Origin of the sequence: Enterobacter sp. GD03975 (assembly GCF_029838645.1) — a bacterium.
Classification (GTDB): domain Bacteria; phylum Pseudomonadota; class Gammaproteobacteria; order Enterobacterales; family Enterobacteriaceae; genus Enterobacter; species Enterobacter quasihormaechei.
This window is the reverse complement of record NZ_JAOBZC010000009.1, coordinates 119,205-141,190: the sequence shown is the minus strand read 5'-3', so window position 1 is coordinate 141,190 and position 21,986 is coordinate 119,205. Positions and strand designations below refer to the sequence as shown.

The window sequence follows — 21,986 nt, the reverse complement described above, 5'->3', positions numbered from 1 at the left end:
CATGAATGTTGAAAGCACCTACAGCAGCAGCCAGGCCACCAGCTCTGCGCCAAATGTGGCCAGCAACAGCACCGTCTCAGGGATGTCGGGCATGTTTATGCAGCTGCTTGTGGCCCAGATTCAAAATCAGGATCCGCTCAACCCGACCGACGGAACGGAATACGTCAGCCAGCTTGCCCAGCTGACGCAGGTGCAGTCCATGGAGACGGTATCACAGCTGATGGCGAACAACGCCGTCTTGATGGATAACCTACAGACCCTGGCCACCGGCAATTTGGTGGGCCAGCACGTCATGGTGCAGACCAACACGATCGAGAGCGATGGTGAAACGGCGCTTAATGGACGCCTGACGCTGGAACATTCAGCCAACGTTGTGACGGTAATTGTGAAAGATGCTGCCGGCGTTGAGCAAAAAATCGAACTGGGCAAGCAGGAAGCCGGCCTCGTGGACTTCACTATCGATCCGCAGGAGCTTGGGCTGAGCGAAGGAAAATACACCCTGAGCGTGGTGACCGATACGGGGGAAGAAACCGTGCAGATCGAGGTGGGCGGCATCGTCAAAAATGTGCGTATCCCGCTTGACGGTAGCGCAACGGTGCTGAACGTCGGCGGTATGGGCGAGATTGCCTACAACAACATTAGCCAGTTTGGTAAGACTTCCACAGACGAAGCCTCAAAAGATAAAGCCTGAAGTGAATCAGGCCGTTAATTAAACAGGAACGATTATGAGTTTTAGTATTGCAACTTCTGGACTGAACGCGGTTACTGAGCAGCTTAATGCTATCTCAAATAATATTGCCAACTCCGGCACCGTAGGCTTTAAGTCGGGCCGCGCAGAGTTTTCCGCGCTGTATGCCGAAAGCCAGCCGCTGGGCGTTGGGGTAACAGCCGTCACGCAAAGCATTACCAAAGGAGGAAGCATCACTTCCACCGGTAGCGCGCTCGATCTCGCGATTAACGGTAACGGCTTTTTCATGGTCCAGGACAGCGCTGGAACGACCGCCTTCACCCGTGCCGGTTATTTTAATACCGACAGTAACGGAAACCTGGTGAACAACCAGGGAATGTATTTACAGGGGTATCCGGTTGATGCCAACGGCAAGCTACAGGTGGGCACGATAGGTAATCTGAATATCAGCAGCGGTTCGATTCCGGCAAAAGCGAGCGGCAGCATTGATTTTACGGCAAACATGGATGCACGCGCGGATGTTCCGGCGACCACCCCGTTCGATCCGAAAAACAATACGACCTATAACAACTCTTATACCACTCAGGTCTATGATTCACTGGGCCGCGAACATACGTTGAACCAATATTTTGTCAAAACCGGCACCAATACCTGGGAAGTCCACTATTACATGGACGACGTGGCGGTAACCGACAGCAGCGGTGCTGCCGTCACGCAGGCCCTGACCTTCAACAGCCAGGGTGTGCTGACCTCTCCAACCAGCGCCGTTAAGCTGGATGCGGCTATCGCCGGCGCGGACGATATCAGCGTTTCGCTTAACTATTCTGGCTCGACTCAGTTTGGTTCCGATTTCTCCGTGAGCAAAAACAAAAGCGATGGCTATGCGTCGGGTGAGCGTACCGGGCAGGCGATCGACGAGGATGGCTGTGTCTATGCCACCTTCTCCAACGGCGAGCGCCTGCTTCAGGGGCAGCTTGTACTGGCCAACTTTACCAATCCGAACGGCCTTCAGTCGCAGGATGGTACCACCTGGGCTCAGACCGCCAGCTCCGGCGCGCCGCTGACCGGTGCACCGAGTACGGGACTGCTGGGCTCAATCGTCTCCGGGGCACTCGAATCCTCAAACGTCGACCTGACCTCTGAGCTGGTTGGGCTTATGACCGCGCAGCGCAATTACCAGGCGAACACGAAGGTCATCAGCACCAACGACACCATGATGAACTCGCTATTCCAGGCCGTGTAATTTATGGATCGCTTACTTTTTACCGCCGTGAGCGGGGCTTCGCGGAGCCTCAATCAGCAGCAGATCCACGCGAATAACCTGTCCAACGTGAATACGCAGGGATTTCGCAGCGATTTAGATAATGCGGTGGCGAAGCAGATTGCCGGGGAAGGGTACGCTTCCCGCTATCTGGCGCAGCCCACGCAGGGTGGCGTAGATATGTCACCCGGCGCGGTGCGTGAAACCGGGCGTGAGCTGGATATTGCCATCAAGGGCGATGGATTGATCGCGCTGCGGAGCGGCAACCGGGAAGTGTATACCCGCAATGGACAAATCAACGTGAACGCCGACGGCGAACTTTCCATCAACGGTCTGCCGCTGGAAGGCGACAATGGCCCGATTGTTCTACCGCCTTTCGCCTCACTGAGCATCAGCGAGGATGGCGTAATCAGCATCGTGCCGGAGGAGGCCGATATTGCGACGCCGTTAGACGTTGACCGCATCAAGCTGGTGAACATTCCCGCTGAGGCGCTGAGTAAAAACGACGCCGGTTTTCTTATCACCAACGCGACGGAAAATCCGCGCGATGAGGAGGTGACCGTTGCGGCCAGACACCTGGAGTCGTCCAACGTGTCGGCCATCAGCGAAATGGTCTCGAGCATTGCGCTAGGACGACAGTTTGAAGCGCAGATCAAAATGATGAAAGCGGCGGAAGATCTTGCTAACGCAGGTAACCGCCTGCTTCGCGTCTCTTAATGACTTCATGAAGGAATAAAGATGAATCCCGCTTTATGGATCAGTAAAACCGGGTTAGCGGCGCAGGACGCCAGAATGACCACCATCTCTAACAACCTGGCGAACGTGAACACCCCTGGCTTTAAACGCGAACGCGCCATGTTTGCCGATCTGTTTTACCAAAACCAGCGCACCCCGGGCGGCCAGCTGGACCAAAACAATATTGCCCCCACGGGCATCCAGTTCGGGACCGGCGTCAAAATCGTCGGCACTCAGAAAGAGTTTACCGTGGGAAGTATTCAGAACACGGGCCAGAAGCTGGACGTCGCGATCTCCGGTCAGGGCTTTTTCCAGGTAGAAACCGCCAATGGGGATATCGCCTACACGCGTGCGGGCAACCTGCAAAAAACGCCGGACGGCATTCTGACGAATGCTCAGGGGCTGCCGTTAATCCCGCAGATTGAAGTTCCTGAAAATGCCAGCGACATCCAGATTGCGAAGGACGGCACGATTACCGCAACGGTTGCGGGGGAAGATGAACCGGTCGAGCTCGGCCAGCTGACGCTGGTGAACTTTGTTAATCCAGCCGGACTGGAAGCGATTGGCGGCAACCTCTATCGCGAAACTGCCGCCAGCGGTGAGGCGGTTGAGGGGGTGCCGGGAGAGGATGCGCTCGGTCTACTGGAGCAGGGCTCGCTCGAAGGCTCAAACGTGCAGGTTGTAGAGGAAATGGTGGACATGATCACCGTCCAGCGTGCCTATGAAATGAACGCCAAAATGGTTTCTGCCGCAGACGACATGCTGAAGTTTGTCACCCAGTCCATGTAACGGCAGAGCAAGTAAAGTGAGAGAGATGAAAAAGCAGGTAGCAGTGGGTTTGCTGATGATGGCACTGTCGGGGTGTGAAAGCCCCGCGCTGCTGGTCCAGAAAGACGATGCGGCGTACGCGCCGCCGGAAGACTTTGCCATGCCTGATACCCGGGTACGCGGTGGAGGGGTATATAACAGCAACTATAACTGGTCGCTTATTCAGGACCGCCGCGCCTACCGCATCGGTGACATTCTGACCGTTAAGCTGGACGAGTCCACGCAGGCTAGCAAGCAGGCGCGTACCAATTACGGCAAGAAAAACGATGTCTCCCTCGGCATTCCGGAAGCGTTCGGCCATTCCGCCGATACGCTTTCCGGGACAGTAGACGGTGAGCGTAACTTTAACGGTAACGCGACGTCACAGCAGCAGAATAGCCTGCGGGGTGCCATCACCGTTGCTGTGTATAAGGTGCTGCCAAACGGGGTCCTCGCCGTGCGTGGCGAGAAGTGGTTAACCCTTAACCAGGGCGATGAGTATATCCGCGTTACCGGCCTGGTGCGCGCCGATGATATCGAACGCGATAACACCATTTCGTCGCAGCGTATTGCCAATGCGCGCATTTCCTATGCGGGACGCGGCGCGCTCAGCGATGCCAATGCGGCGGGCTGGCTGGTTCGCTTCTTTAATCATCCGCTGTTCCCAATTTGATGGAGGCCATGATGTTACAACGCATTTTGGTACTTCTCTGTCTTATCTGTGGCGCCGCCGTCGCGCAGCCTCTGCGCGACGTGGTGGATATTCAGGGCGTGCGCGGAAACCAGCTGATCGGGTACAGCCTCGTGGTAGGGCTCGACGGCACGGGTGATAAAAACCAGGTGAAGTTTACCAGTCAGTCGGTAACCAACATGCTGCGTCAGTTCGGCGTACAGCTACCGACAAAGATCGATCCTAAAGTCAAAAACGTCGCGGCGGTGGCGATCAGCGCGACGCTGCCGCCGGGATATTCGCCCGGGCAGACCATCGACGTTACCGTTTCCTCTATTGGTGATGCGAAAAGCCTGCGCGGCGGTACGCTGTTGTTAACCCAGTTGCGCGGTGCTGACGGCGAAGTCTATGCGCTGGCGCAGGGGAACGTCGTGGTCGGCGGGGTTAAAGCCGAGGGAAATAGCGGCTCCAGCGTCACGATTAATACCCCGACCGTGGGTCGCGTACCAAACGGGGGGTCCGTAGAGCGAGAGATCCCCACCGACTTCCATCAGGAACCGATGGTGATGCTCAACCTTAAGCGCCCGAGTTTTAAAACCGCCAATGCCGTTGCGGTCGCCCTGAACAATGCGTTCGGGCCTGGAACCGCGACGGCGCAAAGTGCCACCAATGTGGCGGTACGCGCGCCGATGGGCGCCGGAGAGCGGGTCGCGTTTATGTCTTCCCTCGAAGATGTACAGATTAATGCGGGCAAACAGCGTCCGCGCGTTGTGTTCAATGCCCGTACCGGTACGGTGGTGATCGGCGATGGGGTTATCGTGCGTGCGGCGGCTGTGGCTCACGGCAACCTGACCGTAACCATTCGGGAATCGACGAATGTCAGTCAGCCAAATGCGTTCGGCCAGGGGCAGACGGTTGCGTCACCGCAAAGCGACGTGAGCGTGAATCGTGGCCACGGCCAGATGGTTACCGTTCCCGCCGGGACGAGCTTACGCAGCATCGTTAATACCCTCAACAGTCTGGGCGCAGCGCCGGACGATACGATGGCCATTCTCCAGGCGCTTCATGAAGCAGGTGCCCTGGAAGCAGAACTGGTGGTGATGTGATGTTAAGCGCAATCAACCGACAGCAGACTATTTTGCCCGGTGATTTTACCGGGCAGATGAAACCTCAAAACCTTGAACAGGCTGCCGAGCAATTCGAAGCCATTATGCTGCGTTCGATGCTCTCGCAGATGCGTAAGGCCTCGGACGTGCTGGGCGAAGATAATCCCTTCACCAGCAAACAGCAGCGGATGATGCGGGATTTTCATGACGACAGGCTTGCGGCAGAGCTGGCGTCAATGCGCAGTACCGGCATGACACAAATGATCGTTAACCAGCTCTCTCCGCAGACGGTTTCCCCGCTTAAGAATGCGGTCGACATGGCCGCTTTACAGGAGCAAACGCCAGCATTTAATACGCCCGTCACACTACCGACGCAGCGGGCAGGAGTAAGCCATGAGCATGATTAATATTGCCTTCAGCGGGTTGCAGGCTGCCCAGTTGGGCATGACCGTGACATCTAACAATACCGCCAACTATCTTACGCCCGGCTACAGTCGACAAGGGATTATGCAGAGCGCCATAGGCCCGATGGGACAGACGGGGCTTTCGGCGGGAAGCGGCGTCCAGGTGGACAGTATTCGTCGTATCTCCAACCAGTATCTGGTGAATCAGGTCTGGCAAACCAACAGTAAGGCCAATTTCTACAGCACGGGTAATCAGTACATTAGCGCGCTGGAGCAGGTATTGGGTACGGATTCGACCAGCCTGGGAAATGGCCTGGACGATCTCGTTAGCGCCCTGAGCGCCTTGACGCAGGAGCCGGAGTCGCAGGCGTTACGCCAGCAGCTTTTGAACCAGGCGAACAGCCTCGCGACCCGCTTCAACAGCGTGAATGACTTCATTAACAGCCAGAAAAGCTCCATCAATACCCAGCGCGATGCGGTCGTGCAGGAGATAAACACGCTCAGTAGCAGCATTGCGGATTACAACCAGAAAATCATTGAGATGGATTCTACTGGCGGTAACAGCAGCGTGCTGCGTGACCAGCGAGACGAACTGGTTAAGCAGCTCAGCTCCATGACGGACGTTAAGGTCACTGAAGATAGCGGCGGCTACACGGTTTCGTTGAGCAACGGTCAGCCGCTGGTCAGCGGGAAGACTGCCGGCCAGCTGAGCGCGGGGACTGACAGTCAGGGTAATCATACGCTGACCCTGACGTTTTCAAGCAGCGAGTTTTCCCTTGACCCGTCCACGGGCGGCCAGCTGGGCGCGCTTTATGAATACGAAGTCGGCACCCTGAAGCAGATGAACGATGCGGTGCTGGGGATGGCGGAGTCGCTGGCGGATCTGTTCAACAATCAGCTGGCTCAGGGTTACGATCTCAACGGCGATCCGGGTAAGCCCCTGTTTACCTTCGACCCGACCAATCCGGCGGGCATTCTGCAAGTCAACGATCTGGAGCCGGAAGAGCTGGCGCTTTCGGGCAAAGCGGATGAGCCGGGTAATGGCGATAACCTTAATGAACTCATCAAGCTGAAAAACCAAAAAACCACTATTCCGGGCCTGGGCAATATGAGCCTGAGCGAGGGAGCGGCGGCGATTATTTCGAGCATCGGTATCGCCAGTAAGCAGAACCAGACGGAAATGGAGGCAGCGGTTGCGGTCAATACCGAGGCGCAAACTCAGCGTGACAACGTCAGTGCGGTAAACCTCGATGAGGAAGCTATCAACCTTCAGATATATATGCAGGCCTATACCTCCAACATGAAAGTTATCTCCGCTGGAAATGAAATTTTCAACGAACTGTTGAGCATTTTTTAAACGCAATCAGGAGCACTAACCTATGCGTATAAGCAGTCTTTACCACTCTAACGCCATGCTGGCACAGCTGGGAACAACGGGGGTTAAAGTGGGTAAGCTGATGGAACAGCTGGCCACGCAAAAACGCGTCAATGTTCCCTCTGACGATCCGGTCGCTGCCAGCCGTCTGGTACAGCTGAACCGGGAACAGTCCGCCATTAAACAGTATCAGAGCAACATCGCGAGCCTGAGCGGCGCACTCTCCGTGCAGGAGTCACACATTACGGCGCTCAGTAACGAAGTGCTGGCGATTGGCGACAGGCTTAAGCTAGCTAACAACAGTACACTCAGCCAGAAAGACATCGCCGGGTATGGCATCGAGCTGGAGTCCATGCTCGATTCGCTGGTGGCCACGTTAAACAGCAAAAATGAGAGTGGAAGCTATCTCTTTTCCGGGACGAAGACCGATCAGCAAGCAGTGACCTGGGACGAAACGCTGGGCGAGTATGTGTATGGAGGAAACGACGGCACGCGGGAAACGCAGGTTGCTAACGGCGTAAGCATCACTGAAAACACAAACGTTGCTGGTGCATTCTCCAGCAGCGGTAACGACCTTGAGATGCTTAACAATCTGAAAGCGCTGAGCCTAAAGATGCAGGATCCTAACGCCAGTTATGCCGACTACCAGGACGAGGTGACAGCCATGATAGACATGGTGCAGTCGACCAGCGATAACCTTGGATCGCTGTTGACCGATCTTGGGGGCCGCCAGAACCGCCTGACGTTAATTGACGACGCGCATACCGACGTCAGCCTCTCCAATGAGCTGGTACAGAATGAGTTGGGCAGCGCAGATCCTGCGACGGCCACCATTAACTTGCAGCTGTATACCATATCAATGCAGATCTCCAGTCAGGCTTATAGCAAGGTGAGCCAGCTTAACCTCTTCAGTTTGTTGTAAATTATTATGCAGGTAAGTTTAAAAAACGCCTCCATTACGACCTCCTCCCCGGCGACGGCCGGGCGAGGTAATATTGATGCACCGCAGACGGTTAGCCGCGTTCTGCCCGCTACCGTGGCGCCGTCCCGAAGCACATTTCCTGAATCTGCGCTGCTCTCGCGTCGGCCTATGCGCTATAACGTACAGCTTAACCAGCAGATCACTTCCGTTCAGCAGGCCGATAGCTATCTGGCCCAGACCGAAGCGCAGCTGCTTAAGCTTCGCCAGTCGGTCGCCCGTGGCGGTGATAGCGGCGCGCAGGCTGCGGCGCTGCAAAAACATCTTTCGCGGCGAACGCAGCTCTCTGGCGGAACGGTCGATCGCCAGCTACGGGCTTCGCTTGAGCAAAAAAGCACGGTGGAATTCACGCTGCCGGGGAGCGAAAAACTCCTGAGCGACCCGGCTGGCGAAACGCTTGTCTTTTCGCTCGGGGGGCGCCAAAGGGAGATGGTTGCAATAGCGCTGCCGGAAGAGGCGACGCCGCGTCAGACGCTGACGAAACTGAACGTCGGGCTGGGGCGTCTGGGGATCCACGCCTCTCAAACGCAAGGTGGGCAACTATTATTTAGCGTGGATGAAAGCCGCTGGGAGCGGGTGAGTCAGCAGCTTAGCGTTCGCGGCGAAAATCACCACTATCCGGCGGATGCCTTCACGCTGCTGGCGCCCCAGGCGGAAAGCGCAAGCAGTGACGAACTTCTTGATATTGCTGCGCGACGCGAGCGAGAAGGGCAAATGAAGCTCCAGCACAGCCTGGATCACGTCACGACCCAGCGCAGCAAGCTGCGGCACCATCAGGAGCGCGTCAGCTCGCGAATCGGTGAAATGGCGACGGCGTACGATACCCGACAGGCGCTTGAGGCATCGCGTCATCTGGGTGAGGTGCTGGCCCGCAACAGCTATGGCGTGCTGTCGCAGGCTTTGGGCGCACAGGCTAACGTGCATTTGGCAACGGTAAAAAATTTGCTGGGACAACGGTAAGCGGGGGCCCGCTTACCGGGGGAGCGGATGAAGGAATATCGCTCCGTTTTGTCCCACAACGATGGGGCGCTCTTTGGCTGATACCGACTCCATCCAGTAGTAACCTGAATTCATTAACTGATCGGCAAGGCCATCAATCATCAGCTTGCTCTGGCGTGCGCCATAGAAGATGGGCGTCATTGTGAAGTAGATTCGGCCATGAATCTCCTTCGTCGGCGTCAGCTTACCTTTCATCATGATACGGTTATCGTCCGGGCTGGTGATGCTCATCAGCAGCACATTACGGGTCGTCTGCAAATTGACGTTGTAGACCTCCTTACTCTGAGACATCAGATCATACATGCCCAGGTCAAAGTTAGCCGACACGTCACGGTTCCCGGCGGGCGAATTGGGCATAAGCAGCTTGAATGCCAACACGATCAGCACCAACAGAGACGTTATTGAGATAATCAGATAGTTAATTCGTTTTGCATGTTGCCATTTCATTCAACTTTCTCCTGGTTTCGCGCAGGATCAGATCGTTCAGCCTTACGGGATCGACACGCCAGTGGTAAATGACCATCGCCAGCTGTTTTTGATCGCACCCGTTCGTGAGCACGAAGCTGTAATTTAGCGTGGGGGTATTGCCGTAAAAAAAGACCTCCATCGTGGCTGATTTCATTTTTATCTGCTGATTGAGGGTATACAGCGAATCCTTAAGCTTGTTGTAGAGGTTGGCCGCCATATAGGCTGGCTCAACCCTGGACTCCACGGAATAGATCCGAATGTTGCTATAGATGCCCTGGTGAAGTTCACGTGCATTCAGACGCTCGCCAAAGCTGCCAGAAAAATACCCGCTAACCAAAAGCGTGATACAGGCTGTGAACAGAATGACCAGCATAAATGAGAACAGACGGCGATGACCCTTTTTAGGTTCAATGACCCGCAGCAGCGTCTCATTCGGTACCTTATCCTCATTGGCTTCCTGCGCCACAGGGAGCAGAGCACGCTGCCCGGCCGCACTTTCCTCCTGCCCGTCGAGGAGCTCTTCCGGTTGGCTTACCTCCTCTTCATCTTTCTCAACCGTGCAACAATATTCTGCTTCAAGCAGGTAGCCTCGCCGTGGGATGGTTTTGATGATGCGTTGATTTTTACCATCATCTTCCAGCGCGGTGCGCAGCGCGTGAATGGCATTCGGCAAACTGTTATTACCGATCACGCGCCTTTCCCATACGAGCGTGGTCAGCTCCTCACGAGTAAATATTTTTCCCGCGTTCTGCGACAGTATATCCAGTAGCTTGAGTTGATATTCACCCAGGCGTTTACGTTCTCCGCTAGCTAAATGGAGAATCGAGCCTGAAGCAACATCAATCAGCCAGTTGTTTACGGAACAATAGCGTTTATTCATGTATGCGTTATGGATTCCACCATTCCAGGAATAAGAGTAACAAATCGGCAAATAGCCGGTCGCAATCCGTTATGAACAGATTGTTCTATCAACTCCATTTAGGATTCTTAATGAATGCCGCGTACCTGCGGTGAACCACGTCAGAGGATGTTATGCGCTTCCATATGATCTGTAAAAATTATGCTAACAGAAGATTTTCTCTTCCAATATACAGGGCACAAGGAAGGAATAATTTTTTCCGCGCCTATTTTTACGTGATCCAACTGCTTCACGCAACTCAAATTTAGGAAAAGTCTACCTGGTTATTAGGATTAGTAACCACAACGTTAACAGAAATTATTAAATATTCCTAATGTTAATAATATGGTTATAGAGTGAATACATGGTATTAATATTGTGGTGTGTTTGTTCTGGCTCAAAGTTGAATAATTATTGTTTAAAAAATAAAACTCAGCGTTTAATTTTAGGCGCGGTTGTGTCGCTTTATTTGCGCCTTCTTATAATTTCGCTAAAGAATAATGCGAAAAAGAACTATATAAATTAAGGTTTTTTATAGAATTATCATTATGTAAAAGCCGCTAAAAATAGATAAAGAAAATTAAAGCAGTTTAACGCGTGAGTCAGAGCGGCATGGACAGGCGATTCCTGCCATTTTTCCCTCCCCATGCGGTATTTTATGCGCCAGCATTCGTAAAATAATATAGATAAAACAATCGCTTAATTTTCATTGTGTTTAATTTTTGTTCGAACGAACGTCAGCGATTTAATGTTCATTTCACCTGTGTCGTCTTTAGTCAATACAACATCTGAACCACCTGAACGACAAAGGGAATATACATATGTCAATGTCTATCTTTACCAACGCCGCCTCCATGGCATCCACCAATGCAATGAACAATGCGAACAAGCTGTTGACCACCTCTATGGAGCGTCTGGGCACCGGTAAACGCATCAACTCCGCGGCGGACGATGCGGCAGGTCTGCAAATTGCTACCCGCTTGCAGGGCCAGTCCAACGGTATGACCGTTGCTCAGCGTAACATTGCTGACTCCACTGCGATGATGCAGACCGCGGAAGGGGCTTTTGATGAAGTAAGCAACATCATGTACCGCATGAAGGACCTCGCAACCCAGGCGGCGAACGACACGAACACCCAGAAAGACCGTGATGCCATCAACACCGAGCTGAACGACCTGAACGCCGAGCTGGGCAACATTATGAAAAATACCTCTTACGCGGGTGAGAAGCTGTTCGGCGCCTCCGGTAAGTTCGGTAAAGAGTTAAGCTTCCAGATCGGTTCTTCCGCCGATGAAACCATGAAGGTCGATCTGAGCGCTGAGCTGGGCGGTGCAGGCGGTGCGAGTGGTGCGAGCGGTGCGAGCACCGGCCTGATTGACGGCAGCGGCAATTTCAATGGCCTCAACGGGTCTGGATACACGATCTCCGCGAGCGGTGCGAGCGGTGCATCTACCAGCTCAATTGAAATTAAAGATGCTGCGGGCGCGAAAGCGTTGATGGAAGACCTGGAGAAAACCCTTGATGATGTGGGCAGCGTCCGCTCCAAAATGGGTGCAAGTATCAACCGTCTTAGCTATGCGGCTTCGAACCTCGCAAACATGCAGGACAATACGGATTTGGCATTAAGTAACGTCCGTGATGCGAACTACGCAACGGAAGCTTCCTCCATGACGCGTAACCAGCTGCTGTCGCAGACCAGTATGTCCATGCTGAAACAGTCCAACAGCATGTCCAGCATGGTGGTCTCTCTGCTGGGCTAATTCATCCCACATTAACGCAGTTAAAACACCGCTGTATGGCGGTGTTTTTGTATCCGCTTACCAGCCGGCTTCGTCTTCAAAGCGGAAAAGCGTATTCCTGGTTTTTTATAATTAATTGATTTTAAACGATTAAAAAGTTGGCACGCTAATTGCTAATCATTGGCAAGTCAATCACGGTTTGCGTGCCAGGAGAATGAAAAATGTCTGATTTTGATCCCACTTATCTCGCTTCGCAGCTGGCAAGCCTTGATATTCTTCCGCTCCAGAACTCAATAACGACCAAGACCAAAACGCTGGAGGCGCAGAAAGAAGCGCTCTCATCACTACGCTCGGCGATGACGACCTTCCGCAGTGCGATTACCGCCCTGAACTCCAGTAGCGCCAGCGTGCTCAAAAATTCCGCCACGCTGAACCAGGAAGGGATTGCGACCGTCACCGCCGACGCCAGCGCGCGTAAAGGGACATACAGCATCAACGTTAACCAGTTAGCGACCGCCCAGCAGAAAAGCTACGGTGGGCTGGACGATGAGGCCGTCAAGAACGCGACCGGTACGCTGAAAATCAATCTTAATGGCGAAAGCATTGAGATTGAGATGGACGATCTCGAAAACCTCGGCGATCTCGCCGATGCGATTAACGGCACGGATTTTCCAAGCGCGTCTAACTCAACGACCAGCGCCGAAGGGCAAAACGGCGTCACCGCCTCGCTGATGCGCATCGATGGCAAGGTCTCACTGATTCTCAATAGCGATCAGAGCGGTTCCAAATACGATATCCAGCTGGATACCAGCGGCATGACCAGCGGGCAGGACATTTTTGATAACGAAGAGATCATCACCAGTGGCCGGGACGCCAAATTCACTCTGGGCGATTCGCCTACGGAATACACCAGCAGCTCCAACACGCTGGACGATCTGGTTGACGGGGTCTCCATCAAGCTCACCAGTACAACCGAAAACAATAAGCCACTGATTATCACCATCGATACGGATACCGCTGAGACCAAAACGCAGGTCCAGACCTTTATCGATGCCTTTAACACGCTACAAAGCACCATTTCCGAACTGACGTCTACCAGCGGCAGTTCGCGCGGCGCCTTTGCGGGCGACGCCAGCATCACGTCTCTGACCAGCGAGCTGAGCGGGCTGCTGCGCGGCACATACGGCATGCAAAACATGACCAAATTCGGTATTTCCGCCGACAAAGACGGCAAGCTCACGCTCGATTCTGACGACTTTGAAGAACAGCTCAAACGCGATCCGCAAACGCTCACCCAGTTCTTCAACGGCAACGACGGCTTAATCAAGACGATGGATAAAGCGCTGGATAAATATCTCAGCAGCTCCAGCGGCCTGCTTAAAGGGCGACAGGAGACACTCGATCGCGAACAGACCGAGATTGATACCAAAACCGAAAAGATGGAATCGCGCTATGAGTCTGCCTACAACCGCTATCTGAAGCAGTTTACGCAGTTGCAGTCATTGATGACGCAGATGAACAACACCATGGGTCTGTTTAGTTAATTCTGAGGGAATTTCGCTGCTATGTACGGTAACGAACAGGAAGGATACGGCCTTTATCAACAATCGGATCTGGCGCTCCAGGCCGCCGCCGCGAATCCGCATCAGCTGGTATTGATGCTGTTCAACGGCCTGATGGACGAGCTTGTGCGCGCCAAAAGCCATATTGCGGCCCGCCGTTTTGAGCGTAAGGCGCAAAGCATCAATAAGTGCATCGATATTCTGAATGCGCTGACCAGTTCGCTGGATTACGAAAAAGGGGGCGAGCTGGCGCTGAGCCTGGCGAATCTATACGACTTCTGCGTGTATCGCCTGTATGACGCCAGCCACAAGCTCTCAATAGAAATCATTGAGGAGGTAGAAGTGATTCTGGGCAATATCCAGGAGGGCTGGGAAAAAATGGGCCAGGGAAAATGAGCACGCTTCACACCCTCCAGACGCTGGCAAAAGCGCTGCGTGACGCAACGGAAAACCATAACTGGCCCGCCGTCATGAACGTGGATGCCAGCATCGCTGAGTTCCTGACGGGGCTCGGGGATCGCCCCCTCTTGTCTCACGAGCGTCAGGCGCTGGATCACCTGAAAAAACTGCACCGGCAGGCGCGCGACTACTGCCAGGGGCAAAGCGACATCCTGGCGGAAAAAATGGACCTTGCGTTACGTAACCGCGAGGGCGCGACGGCGTATGCGCTGTTTAGCGACGTGGAGGGGGGCTAATGGATATTCTCAATCTTTTTCAGGGCACCTTCATCGGGTCTGGCCTGCTTATGCAGGCCGAATCTGCACCTCTGGCGGTCCTGGATCCTGAGGCGGGGCAGCCGACGGCGGACTTTAATGACGCGTTATCCAACGTGATCGGTACCTTACTGGCGGGACAGGGCGCGCCTGCCCCGATGCTGCCGGGCGAAGAGCGACCCCTCTTGTCCGAGGAGGATGCTCCGCCCTCTGCCGAGTCACTGCTAAAGGATGATGCGCGTCAGCAGTTGCTTGAGACGCTGCTCATGTCGGGGCGAGCCGCTTCGCCGACCTTCACCGATAGCCCTGTTGGGCTGGCGGTAAGCGCGACGCCGCCTGCGTTGACGCTGGAATTAAAGCCAAAGAGTGACGCCGCGCGCGCGCTGTCGGTCCAGCATACGTCACTGGCTTCACAAAGCGTTCCGCTTGCCTCAGCACCGACGCAGCAACCGCTAACACCGCTAACGCAGCCCGCACCGCGGTCGGCAGGCGTGGACGCTGTGCCAGCCGCCACTGCTGCACACGTCGTTTCGCAACCGGCAGCTGCTGACCTGACGCAGGTGATGCCGGTAGCAACGTCAACGCCAGCGTCAGCATCACCCTCTCCGGCACCGTCCGTCGGCGCGGCTGTGACCTCCACGCCATCCCTGCCCGCGACGACGCTGAAGATGGATCCTGAACCTTCACGCTGGAGCGAGCAACTTCAAAGCGCGCTGGGAGAGCGCCTTCAGGTACAGGTTAAGCAGCAAATTCAACATGCCACTATCCGTCTCGATCCCCCGGATATGGGCAAAATCGACATCGCGATGCAAATCGATAGCGGACGTGTACAGGTACAAATCAACGCCAGTCATGCCGAGGTTTATCGTGCCTTACAGCAGACAAGCAATGAACTTCGGCAGAGCCTGACAGAGCAAAACTTTGTCCAGGTTAACGTCCAGGTCTCTTCCCAGTCCGGAGGACAACAGCAGGGAAGAGGACATCCATTTAACGGGCAGCAGGACGCCATTCTGGCAGGTGCAGAGATTGCTGCTCATTCCCCGAACGGCGACGACGCTCGCCGCGATAACTCGGTCCTTCTGACGGTATAAGGCACAGAACACTATGAATGCAAAAACGCTTTCTTTCGGCATTATCATCGCCCTCGTGACCGCCATGCTGGCCGCCGGTATGACGGTGGTCGGCACGCATCTGCTTCGTCTGGATGAAACCACGGGTAAGAGCTTCCTGTCCGGGATGTTTTCCAGCCCTGAGAAAGGCGCCGTTGAGTTTGTGGAGATCAAAAATGTGGTCATCACGCTAAGAGGGACCGGGCATAAAGAACGCTATCTGTTGCTTGAGCTCAATCTGGCGACCAGCGATGCGGAAAGTACGCGTAAAGCGCAGGAGATGATCCCTGCCGTTCGCGGCGCCACGGTAAGCCTGCTCTCAGACCTGGATTACGACGTGGTGCGCGCAATGAGCGTCGAACAACTGCATAAAAAACTACAGGACGCCTACGCAGCCCGTTTCAAGAGCCTGAAGATGAGCGTGCCTTTCGATGACGTCATCATCAGCAAAATGGTCTTCCAGTGAAAGCGGCACCGCAATGCAAATGATGGATTTTGTCGCGAACGAAACGCTGACCCCTGCGGATGAAGGGCGCTATCTCAGCGCCTATTTGCCGCTGGTCAAAAAGATTGTGAAACAGCTGTCGTACCAGACCAGCAGCGTGATGGGTCAGGAAGATATGGAGCAGATCGCGCTCATGGGCCTGTTAACCGCCCTGCGTCGCTATGGTCATCCGGACGAGCAATTTGCTGCCTATGCGGCACAGCGTATTCGCGGCGCGATACTGGATGAACTCCGCTCGCTTGACTGGCGTCCGCGGCGCCTGCGGCAAAAGACGCACAAACTCAATGACGATATCCGCGACGTGACGCGTCAACTCGGGCGTACGCCCACGTTTGAGGATATCAAACGTCATCTCTCCATTTCGGCGGAAGAGTACCAGGAGTACCTGTTGCTGGATTGCGCCAAAACCATAGAGAGCCTGGATGAGCTGTTAGGCGATGATGTTCACACCAGCGCGCTGGATAGCCGCAAGCTGGAGGATGAAATCGTCGTTAGCCGGACGCTGCGCAGTGCGCTGGCGGCGCTGGATGAACGCGAACAGCTGATCCTGACGCTTTATTACCAGCATGAAATGAGCCTTAAAGAGATCGCTTTGGTCCTTGATTTAACGGAAGCCAGGGTCTGTCAGCTCAATAAAAAAATCGCCCAAAAAATTCAGTCTTTTTTCCAGAAGTGAAAGGTGTATGCAGAAACTCTTAGGTATTTTAATCATTATGGCCTGCGTTGTTGGCGGTTTTCTTATGTCTGGCGGCAAGCTCACTGCGTTCTGGCAACCGGGTGAAATCATTATCATTCTTGGCGCGGGGCTGGGGGCGATGGTGCTGGCGAACCCGCCTGCGGTGATGGGGGAAATGTATCGCCAGTTCCGCGGCATCATGCGTAAGAATGAATATACCAATGAGTACCAGCGCCAGCTGCTCATGCTCTTATATGAACTGCTGGAGCTGGTGCAGGATGGTGGCCTGAAGGTACTGGACGAACATATTGAATCGCCCGAGAACAGCCCGCTGTTTCAGAAGTACCCGCTCATGCTTCACGACAACGCGCTGGTGACGTTCATCTCTGACAACTTCCGCCTGATGGCGATGGGCAAGATCAACGAGCACGAGCTGGAAGGCATCCTTGAGCAAGAGCTGGTCGCGATGGAGGAAAACTTGCTTCAGCCGTCCCGGTCGCTACAGCGTACGGCAGAAGCGATGCCCGGCTTCGGCATCTGTGCCGCGGTGCTTGGCATTATCATCACCATGCAGTCTATCGACGGCTCCATTGCGGTCATCGGCGTGAAGGTTGCCGCCGCGCTGGTCGGGACCTTCCTGGGCGTGTTTTTCTGCTACTGCCTGATGGATCCTGTCGCAAACGCCATGGAGCAGCGCACCAAAAAGCAGATTGCGGTACTGGAGTGCGTCCGCACCGTGCTGGTCAACCATGTTGCCGGTAAACCGACGCTGCTGGCGGTGGATGCGGGCCGCAAAATGCTACCGATGGACACCAAACCCACCTTTGCCACACTCGACGGCTGGGTAAACCAGATGACTGGTGATGCTTGATGCGCGGTCGTAATAAAGAACATACCACCATCATCAAACGCTCGTCGCGCAAAAGCCATGATGCTTTTCATGGCGGGGCGTGGAAGGTGGCCTTTGCCGATTTTACCCTGGCGATGATGGCGCTATTCATGGTGCTTTGGATTATGGGGGCGGTAACAGAAGAAGAACGTAAAGAGATCGTCTCGCGGCTGAACGGCGAGTCGATATTTGAAGGCAGCTCCATCATTCAGATTTCCCAGGAAGAGTTCAACAGAGGCAGCCAGATCCCCCTCGTTCACCAGCATAACGGCAGCAGCGATGAGGATGAGGATGAGGATGACGAGGATAAGGATGAGGGCGCGGCCGCGGCCGTCGCGGAGGAACGCAAGGAACTCGAGGCGCTGGCGAAAAATGCGGATACGCTTGAAGACGTCAGCGTGCGCTCTCAAAACGAAATTGAGGAGTTGGCGCGCGTTATCATGAAGATCACCTCCGCCTATAACGCGCAGGCGAACCTCAAGATGGAAGTGGTGCCTCAGGGGTTACGTATCCTGATAACCGACGATCGTAAACGCGAAATGTTCCAGCGCAGCAGCGCCATTCTGACGCCTTTTTTCAAACGTCTGCTGACCGAGTTTGCGCCTGAGCTTAACAAAATTGAAAACAAGATTGTGATCACAGGCCATACCGATGCAACCCGTTTTCGCGATCAGGAGCTGTACAACAACTGGGCGCTCTCTGGCGAACGTGCGATGCAGGCCCGTGCCGTGCTGACGCGCGGCGGCCTTGATCCGGAAAAAGTATTGCAGGTAAGCGGCATGGCTGACCAGGTGCTGCTGGACCCGGACAACCCCCTGAGTTCCGAGAACCGACGAATTGAGATCATGGTGCTGACCCATTCGGCCAGCGATTCGCTGTATCAGTTCTTCGGACACCAGGGCGAGAAAGTCATTAAGCCATTGGCAGATAAGCTTAACCATCGTCAGTAACGTCCAGACTATCGCTGTGAAACGTTTTCCTCGCTTCCTCACTTTCGTACCTGAACGGACTGATTGCGTCCGTCTGGTGCGCTTTTTCTTCCTGATGGTCACTCTGGTTGGTTCGATATCCCCGGTTGAGGCGCAGCCGCTGACGTTATCCGCATCGCCAGTTTCCGCCGAGGCTCAGAAGCGTAAGGCAAACCGTGACCGGCTTTTTGCAGAAGCGAAAAAGCGCGAAAACCGGCTGCCGCCCACGCCCGGACAGATGGCCCGCGAGCGTGAGAGGAAACGGGTGGAGCGAGCGAGCAACCGAAAGACGTTGGCTATGCACGTACGCTGGTCGCCCGGTGCGCTCGGTAGCTCAGAAAAAATAATGAAAAAGGCGCGGGATCCGCGCCGCATGAGAGAGAGCCAGACGAAGTTACGCACCGTTATTCACCGTCTGGAAAGCCAGCTTGGAAAACCCTATCAGTGGGGCGGGGCAAGCCCGCACGAAGGTTTCGACTGTAGTGGCCTGGTATTTTACGCCTTCAACCATGTTCTGGAGCAAAAGCTGCCGCGTACGGCGAACAGCATGTTCAAGGACAACCGCTTAAAGCCGGTGCGACAGCCACACCTGAAGAAGGGCGATCTGGTCTTTTTCAATATCAACCAGCGGCCTGGAGCCGATCACGTTGGCGTTTATCTCGGCGAGGGGCAGTTTATCGAAGCCCCGCGAACCGGGCTCACTATCCGTATTAGCCAACTCACCGATGACTTCTGGCAAAAACGTTATTTAGGTGCACGACGCGTCCTGTAAGGCCGTGCAGAAAGCCTTCTTACATACCTGAAATGAGACTTTAATAATGACTGCAAAACGTATGAAATTCGCCATTGATGATGGCTCCACTAACGTCAAAATCAGCTGGATCCAGGACGGCATTCTGAAAACGGTGGTATCACCAAACTCCTTCCGCAAAGACTGGAAAAGCGCTGCGCTACTGCGTGGACAGTCGGTTTACAACTACACCATTGGGACGACGAAATATACGTACGACGCGACCTCCGACAAGGCGCTTTCGACCACGCACATCGACTATCAGTATGACGATCTCAACCTGTTGGCCGTTCACCACGCCCTGCTGCAAACGGGAATTGCCCCATGCGAGGTTGAAATCATCGTGACTTTGCCGATCACGCAGTACTACAACCCAGATGACTGCCAGCGCAACGAAAGCCGCATTGACGCAAAACGGCGCAATCTGATGCGGGATATCTCGCTGAATAAAGGCGAATTATTCCGCATCGTCGATGTTCAGGTGATGCCGGAAAGTTTACCTGCGGCGCTTTCTCACCTGCTTAACTCACGGGTCAATGAATTCACCAAATCACTGGTGATTGACTGCGGCGGCACCACGCTGGATATGGGCGTTATTGTTGGTGAGTTTGATGATGTTTCTGCGATCTACGGTAACAACGAAATTGGCGTGGCCATGGTGACTGACGCGACGCGTAAGCTGTTAGCCGCTGCCGATAGCGACTCCAGCTACCTTGTTGCTAACGAGCTCATCAAACGTCGCCATGATATGGATTTCGTGAAAAGCGTCATTAACGATGAATCTCGCATTACAGATATCCTGGAACGAATTGAAATCAAAATTCAGGAGCTGGGGGATCAGGTGGCTTACGAAGCGAAGAAGTTCTCCAAAAACCCGAATCGCGTTTATCTGGTTGGCGGGGGCGCACATCTGGTTGAAAAGGCCGTTCGTGAAACCTATGCCACGCTGGGGGATCGCGTGATCGCCATCGATAACCCTCAGAGCGCACTGTCGCGGGAAATTTGCCTCTATCATGCCGATTCGGAGGTAGAGGAGGTCGCCCTGCCGCATATGGCAGAGGTGGGTGACGATGAGTAACGGGCCAATTCGGCGGGTAAATTTTACCCTTCATTTGTCGCCTGAGCATTCGCGCGCGGACATGCGCGCAATGCTACAGCTTAAAAAATGGCACGAGGCCATTAAGCTTCAGGGAAGCAATTCTGAAGATACCCAGATGGAGATGCGTCGTTTCCACCGCAACGTTTATCTGGCCGGCCTTCAGTTGCAGCTCCTGAACCCGCTACTTTGCAGCCATATCGCGGAATCCCTTGGCCGCGAAGGGCTCACCCTGTATGCCCTGTGTCAGGAGCTTTCCAGCGCCGATCTGCTTCCTGCCCACGGGTCTGCTCCCGTGGAGACAGACCCGGCAAAAGCAAACGCGGATTTCAGCAAACAGCAGTTGCGTCAGCTGCGCGCGCTCATGTCCGACGCGCTGCAACGGCAACCGCCAGCCGCGCTGGATGAGGCGTCGCGTGAAGAGTTGACGCAGCTTCGCAGCGAGGTCGTTCACCTGAAAACACTGCTGGACCAGCAAACACGGCTGTTGCGGAAGCTAAGCTTGGGGGGCGCTGGCAGCGTCCAACCCGCTGAAAGCGTAAAAAACGGACAGACGGAAGAGATTGCGCTGAGCAGCCTGAACGCACCGGCGCAGAAGATGAAGGCCATTCGGCAAAAAGGCGTTTTCTGACCGGTTTGCGCCCGTACCCTCTTTTCGTACGCCCGCGATCGAATCTTACGGCATTTAAGTTCTTACCGTCTGCGGCCGCTTTGATTAAAAAATTTATTTCTGCGAGGTCGATATGGAAAAAAGTACCGATTACGTCGTGCGCTGTGTAGAAGATGCAAAATTTGATGTCGGCATTGATTTTGTTATTCAGCCCATTTTTGATTTATCTCGCTTTATTTGTATTGGTGGCGAAGTGCTGGTGCGTGGCACCCATCGTCGCAACGTTGTCCCGCCGGCTGAATTTATCCAGCTTCTGGAACAAAACGGCACTATCGTGGAGATGGGGTATTACGTTCTGGAAAAGGCCCTGTCGTTTATGGCCAAAAAGCACGGGGAGACGGACACCTCTTATCTTTATACTTTTAATATCTCATCCGTTCAGATCAATACGCCCGACTTTGGCCGCAAGACAATGAGCATTGTTGAAAAACAGGCGATTCCAGCACTTCAGCTCGTCTGTGAAATTACGCATGGCGAAGGGCCTCTATCGGATATTGCCAGACAGAATCTTGAAACGCTAAAGACAGGGGGCCTCCATATTGCCTGGGATGGAATAGGCACGCTGGATGCGCTTAATACACGTCTGGCAGAATGGAGCCCCGACTATATTAAGCTCGATCGCGCCTGCCTGGCACGGGGCAACGAGGCGTCCACTAAAGAGATTTTGCAGGTAATAAGCCAGCACGATACCGACGTTATTCTTGAAGGTGTCGAGAATTACACTCAGTTATCCAGCATGTTAAGGCTGGGCGTAAAATACGGGCAGGGGTATCTGTTCTCACGACCGCTGAGTAAAGAGCGTTTTATTAACGAATATATGCAAAAACAAAAAGAGCGTGTAACAGGCGCTTCACGTTAAACGGATCGTTTCCCCGGACA

25 protein-coding genes are annotated in these 21,986 nt (G+C 54.3%); 23 read left to right on the top strand and 2 right to left on the bottom strand.

The genetic code is table 11. The features are described 5' to 3' along the window. The first annotated feature begins 1 nt into the window (after position 1). Genes flgD through N5C09_RS15445 form a run of 10 tightly spaced genes read left to right on the top strand, consistent with a single transcriptional unit; the run spans position 2 to position 8,985 of the window. Positions 2-691 (top strand): flagellar hook assembly protein FlgD, encoded by a 690-nt coding sequence (gene flgD, locus N5C09_RS15490; RefSeq protein WP_107534595.1) that lies wholly within the window; start codon positions 2-4, stop codon positions 689-691. A 34-nt stretch (positions 692-725) separates the two neighbouring features. Then, complete coding sequence (gene flgE, locus N5C09_RS15485; RefSeq protein WP_279749358.1) at positions 726-1,931, top strand: flagellar hook protein FlgE; 1,206 nt, start codon at positions 726-728, stop codon at positions 1,929-1,931. A gap of 3 nt (positions 1,932-1,934) precedes the next feature. Next, the gene (locus tag N5C09_RS15480; RefSeq protein WP_063450813.1) at positions 1,935-2,666 is read left to right on the top strand and encodes a flagellar basal body rod protein FlgF; all 732 of its coding nucleotides are present in this window, start codon (positions 1,935-1,937) and stop codon (positions 2,664-2,666) included. 21 nt (positions 2,667-2,687) lie between these two features. Next, on the top strand, positions 2,688-3,473 hold the full coding sequence (gene flgG, locus N5C09_RS15475) for a flagellar basal-body rod protein FlgG (RefSeq protein ID WP_063450812.1): 786 nt from the start codon (positions 2,688-2,690) through the stop codon (positions 3,471-3,473). A gap of 25 nt (positions 3,474-3,498) precedes the next feature. Further along, a complete protein-coding gene (gene flgH / locus N5C09_RS15470) occupies positions 3,499-4,164 on the top strand; it encodes a flagellar basal body L-ring protein FlgH (RefSeq protein WP_063450811.1) in 666 nt (221 codons plus the stop codon). Between the two features lie 11 nt (positions 4,165-4,175). Continuing rightward, a complete protein-coding gene (locus N5C09_RS15465; RefSeq protein ID WP_063450810.1) occupies positions 4,176-5,267 on the top strand; it encodes a flagellar basal body P-ring protein FlgI in 1,092 nt (363 codons plus the stop codon). Further along, the gene (locus N5C09_RS15460) at positions 5,267-5,674 is read left to right on the top strand and encodes a rod-binding protein (protein ID WP_063450809.1); all 408 of its coding nucleotides are present in this window, start codon (positions 5,267-5,269) and stop codon (positions 5,672-5,674) included. Before N5C09_RS15465 ends, N5C09_RS15460 begins: the two co-directional genes overlap by 1 nt. Beyond that, a complete protein-coding gene (gene flgK / locus N5C09_RS15455; RefSeq protein WP_279749357.1) occupies positions 5,661-7,028 on the top strand; it encodes a flagellar hook-associated protein FlgK in 1,368 nt (455 codons plus the stop codon). Before N5C09_RS15460 ends, flgK begins: the two co-directional genes overlap by 14 nt. A 22-nt stretch (positions 7,029-7,050) precedes the next feature. Beyond that, positions 7,051-7,968 carry a flagellar hook-associated protein FlgL gene (flgL, locus tag N5C09_RS15450; protein ID WP_279749355.1) on the top strand — a complete coding sequence of 306 codons (918 nt, stop codon included), beginning with the start codon at positions 7,051-7,053 and terminating at the stop codon, positions 7,966-7,968. 6 nt (positions 7,969-7,974) lie between these two features. Continuing rightward, positions 7,975-8,985: a hypothetical protein gene (locus N5C09_RS15445; RefSeq protein ID WP_107534600.1), complete on the top strand. Its 1,011-nt coding sequence runs from the start codon at positions 7,975-7,977 to the stop codon at positions 8,983-8,985. A gap of 12 nt (positions 8,986-8,997) precedes the next feature. Here N5C09_RS15445 and N5C09_RS15440 read toward each other — a convergent pair whose 3' ends face one another. Together N5C09_RS15440 and N5C09_RS15435 are read right to left on the bottom strand one after the other, a co-directional pair. Further along, on the bottom strand, positions 8,998-9,471 hold the full coding sequence (locus N5C09_RS15440; RefSeq protein WP_063450806.1) for a hypothetical protein: 474 nt from the start codon (positions 9,469-9,471) through the stop codon (positions 8,998-9,000). Further along, positions 9,443-10,372: a transcriptional regulator gene (locus N5C09_RS15435; protein WP_279749354.1), complete on the bottom strand. Its 930-nt coding sequence runs from the start codon at positions 10,370-10,372 to the stop codon at positions 9,443-9,445. The genes N5C09_RS15440 and N5C09_RS15435 overlap by 29 nt, the downstream gene beginning before the upstream one ends. 839 nt (positions 10,373-11,211) lie before the next feature. Here N5C09_RS15435 and N5C09_RS15430 point away from each other — a divergent pair. From N5C09_RS15430 to N5C09_RS15370, 13 genes are all read left to right on the top strand, one after another. Beyond that, positions 11,212-12,150 carry a flagellin gene (locus N5C09_RS15430; protein WP_107534602.1) on the top strand — a complete coding sequence of 313 codons (939 nt, stop codon included), beginning with the start codon at positions 11,212-11,214 and terminating at the stop codon, positions 12,148-12,150. A gap of 200 nt (positions 12,151-12,350) precedes the next feature. Then, positions 12,351-13,673: a flagellar filament capping protein FliD gene (gene fliD, locus N5C09_RS15425; protein ID WP_279749353.1), complete on the top strand. Its 1,323-nt coding sequence runs from the start codon at positions 12,351-12,353 to the stop codon at positions 13,671-13,673. Between the two features lie 21 nt (positions 13,674-13,694). Further along, on the top strand, positions 13,695-14,087 hold the full coding sequence (fliS, locus tag N5C09_RS15420) for a flagellar export chaperone FliS (RefSeq protein WP_063450802.1): 393 nt from the start codon (positions 13,695-13,697) through the stop codon (positions 14,085-14,087). Continuing rightward, the gene (locus tag N5C09_RS15415; protein ID WP_279749352.1) at positions 14,084-14,386 is read left to right on the top strand and encodes a hypothetical protein; all 303 of its coding nucleotides are present in this window, start codon (positions 14,084-14,086) and stop codon (positions 14,384-14,386) included. Before fliS ends, N5C09_RS15415 begins: the two co-directional genes overlap by 4 nt. Continuing rightward, positions 14,386-15,495 carry a flagellar hook-length control protein FliK gene (locus tag N5C09_RS15410; protein WP_279749351.1) on the top strand — a complete coding sequence of 370 codons (1,110 nt, stop codon included), beginning with the start codon at positions 14,386-14,388 and terminating at the stop codon, positions 15,493-15,495. The genes N5C09_RS15415 and N5C09_RS15410 overlap by 1 nt, the downstream gene beginning before the upstream one ends. 13 nt (positions 15,496-15,508) lie before the next feature. Beyond that, positions 15,509-15,979, top strand: coding sequence for a flagellar basal body-associated FliL family protein (locus N5C09_RS15405; RefSeq protein WP_063450800.1), 471 nt, complete (start codon positions 15,509-15,511; stop codon positions 15,977-15,979). Between the two features lie 13 nt (positions 15,980-15,992). Continuing rightward, entirely contained in the window at positions 15,993-16,694 is a 702-nt protein-coding gene (locus N5C09_RS15400; RefSeq protein ID WP_173937196.1) for a FliA/WhiG family RNA polymerase sigma factor, read from the top strand. A gap of 7 nt (positions 16,695-16,701) precedes the next feature. Next, positions 16,702-17,565: a flagellar motor stator protein MotA gene (gene motA, locus N5C09_RS15395; RefSeq protein WP_063450798.1), complete on the top strand. Its 864-nt coding sequence runs from the start codon at positions 16,702-16,704 to the stop codon at positions 17,563-17,565. Further along, on the top strand, positions 17,565-18,533 hold the full coding sequence (gene lafU, locus N5C09_RS15390; protein ID WP_107534607.1) for a putative lateral flagellar export/assembly protein LafU: 969 nt from the start codon (positions 17,565-17,567) through the stop codon (positions 18,531-18,533). The genes motA and lafU overlap by 1 nt, the downstream gene beginning before the upstream one ends. Before the next feature lie 16 nt (positions 18,534-18,549). Beyond that, positions 18,550-19,323 (top strand): C40 family peptidase, encoded by a 774-nt coding sequence (locus N5C09_RS15385; RefSeq protein ID WP_279749350.1) that lies wholly within the window; start codon positions 18,550-18,552, stop codon positions 19,321-19,323. Positions 19,324-19,384: 61 nt separating this feature from the next. Then, positions 19,385-20,419: a plasmid segregation protein ParM domain-containing protein gene (gene parM / locus N5C09_RS15380; protein WP_107535648.1), complete on the top strand. Its 1,035-nt coding sequence runs from the start codon at positions 19,385-19,387 to the stop codon at positions 20,417-20,419. Positions 20,420-20,489: 70 nt separating this feature from the next. Next, positions 20,490-21,068 (top strand): hypothetical protein, encoded by a 579-nt coding sequence (locus tag N5C09_RS15375; RefSeq protein ID WP_279749349.1) that lies wholly within the window; start codon positions 20,490-20,492, stop codon positions 21,066-21,068. A 112-nt stretch (positions 21,069-21,180) separates the two neighbouring features. Continuing rightward, entirely contained in the window at positions 21,181-21,966 is a 786-nt protein-coding gene (locus N5C09_RS15370; protein WP_193033966.1) for an EAL domain-containing protein, read from the top strand. Positions 21,967-21,986 lie beyond the last annotated feature (20 nt).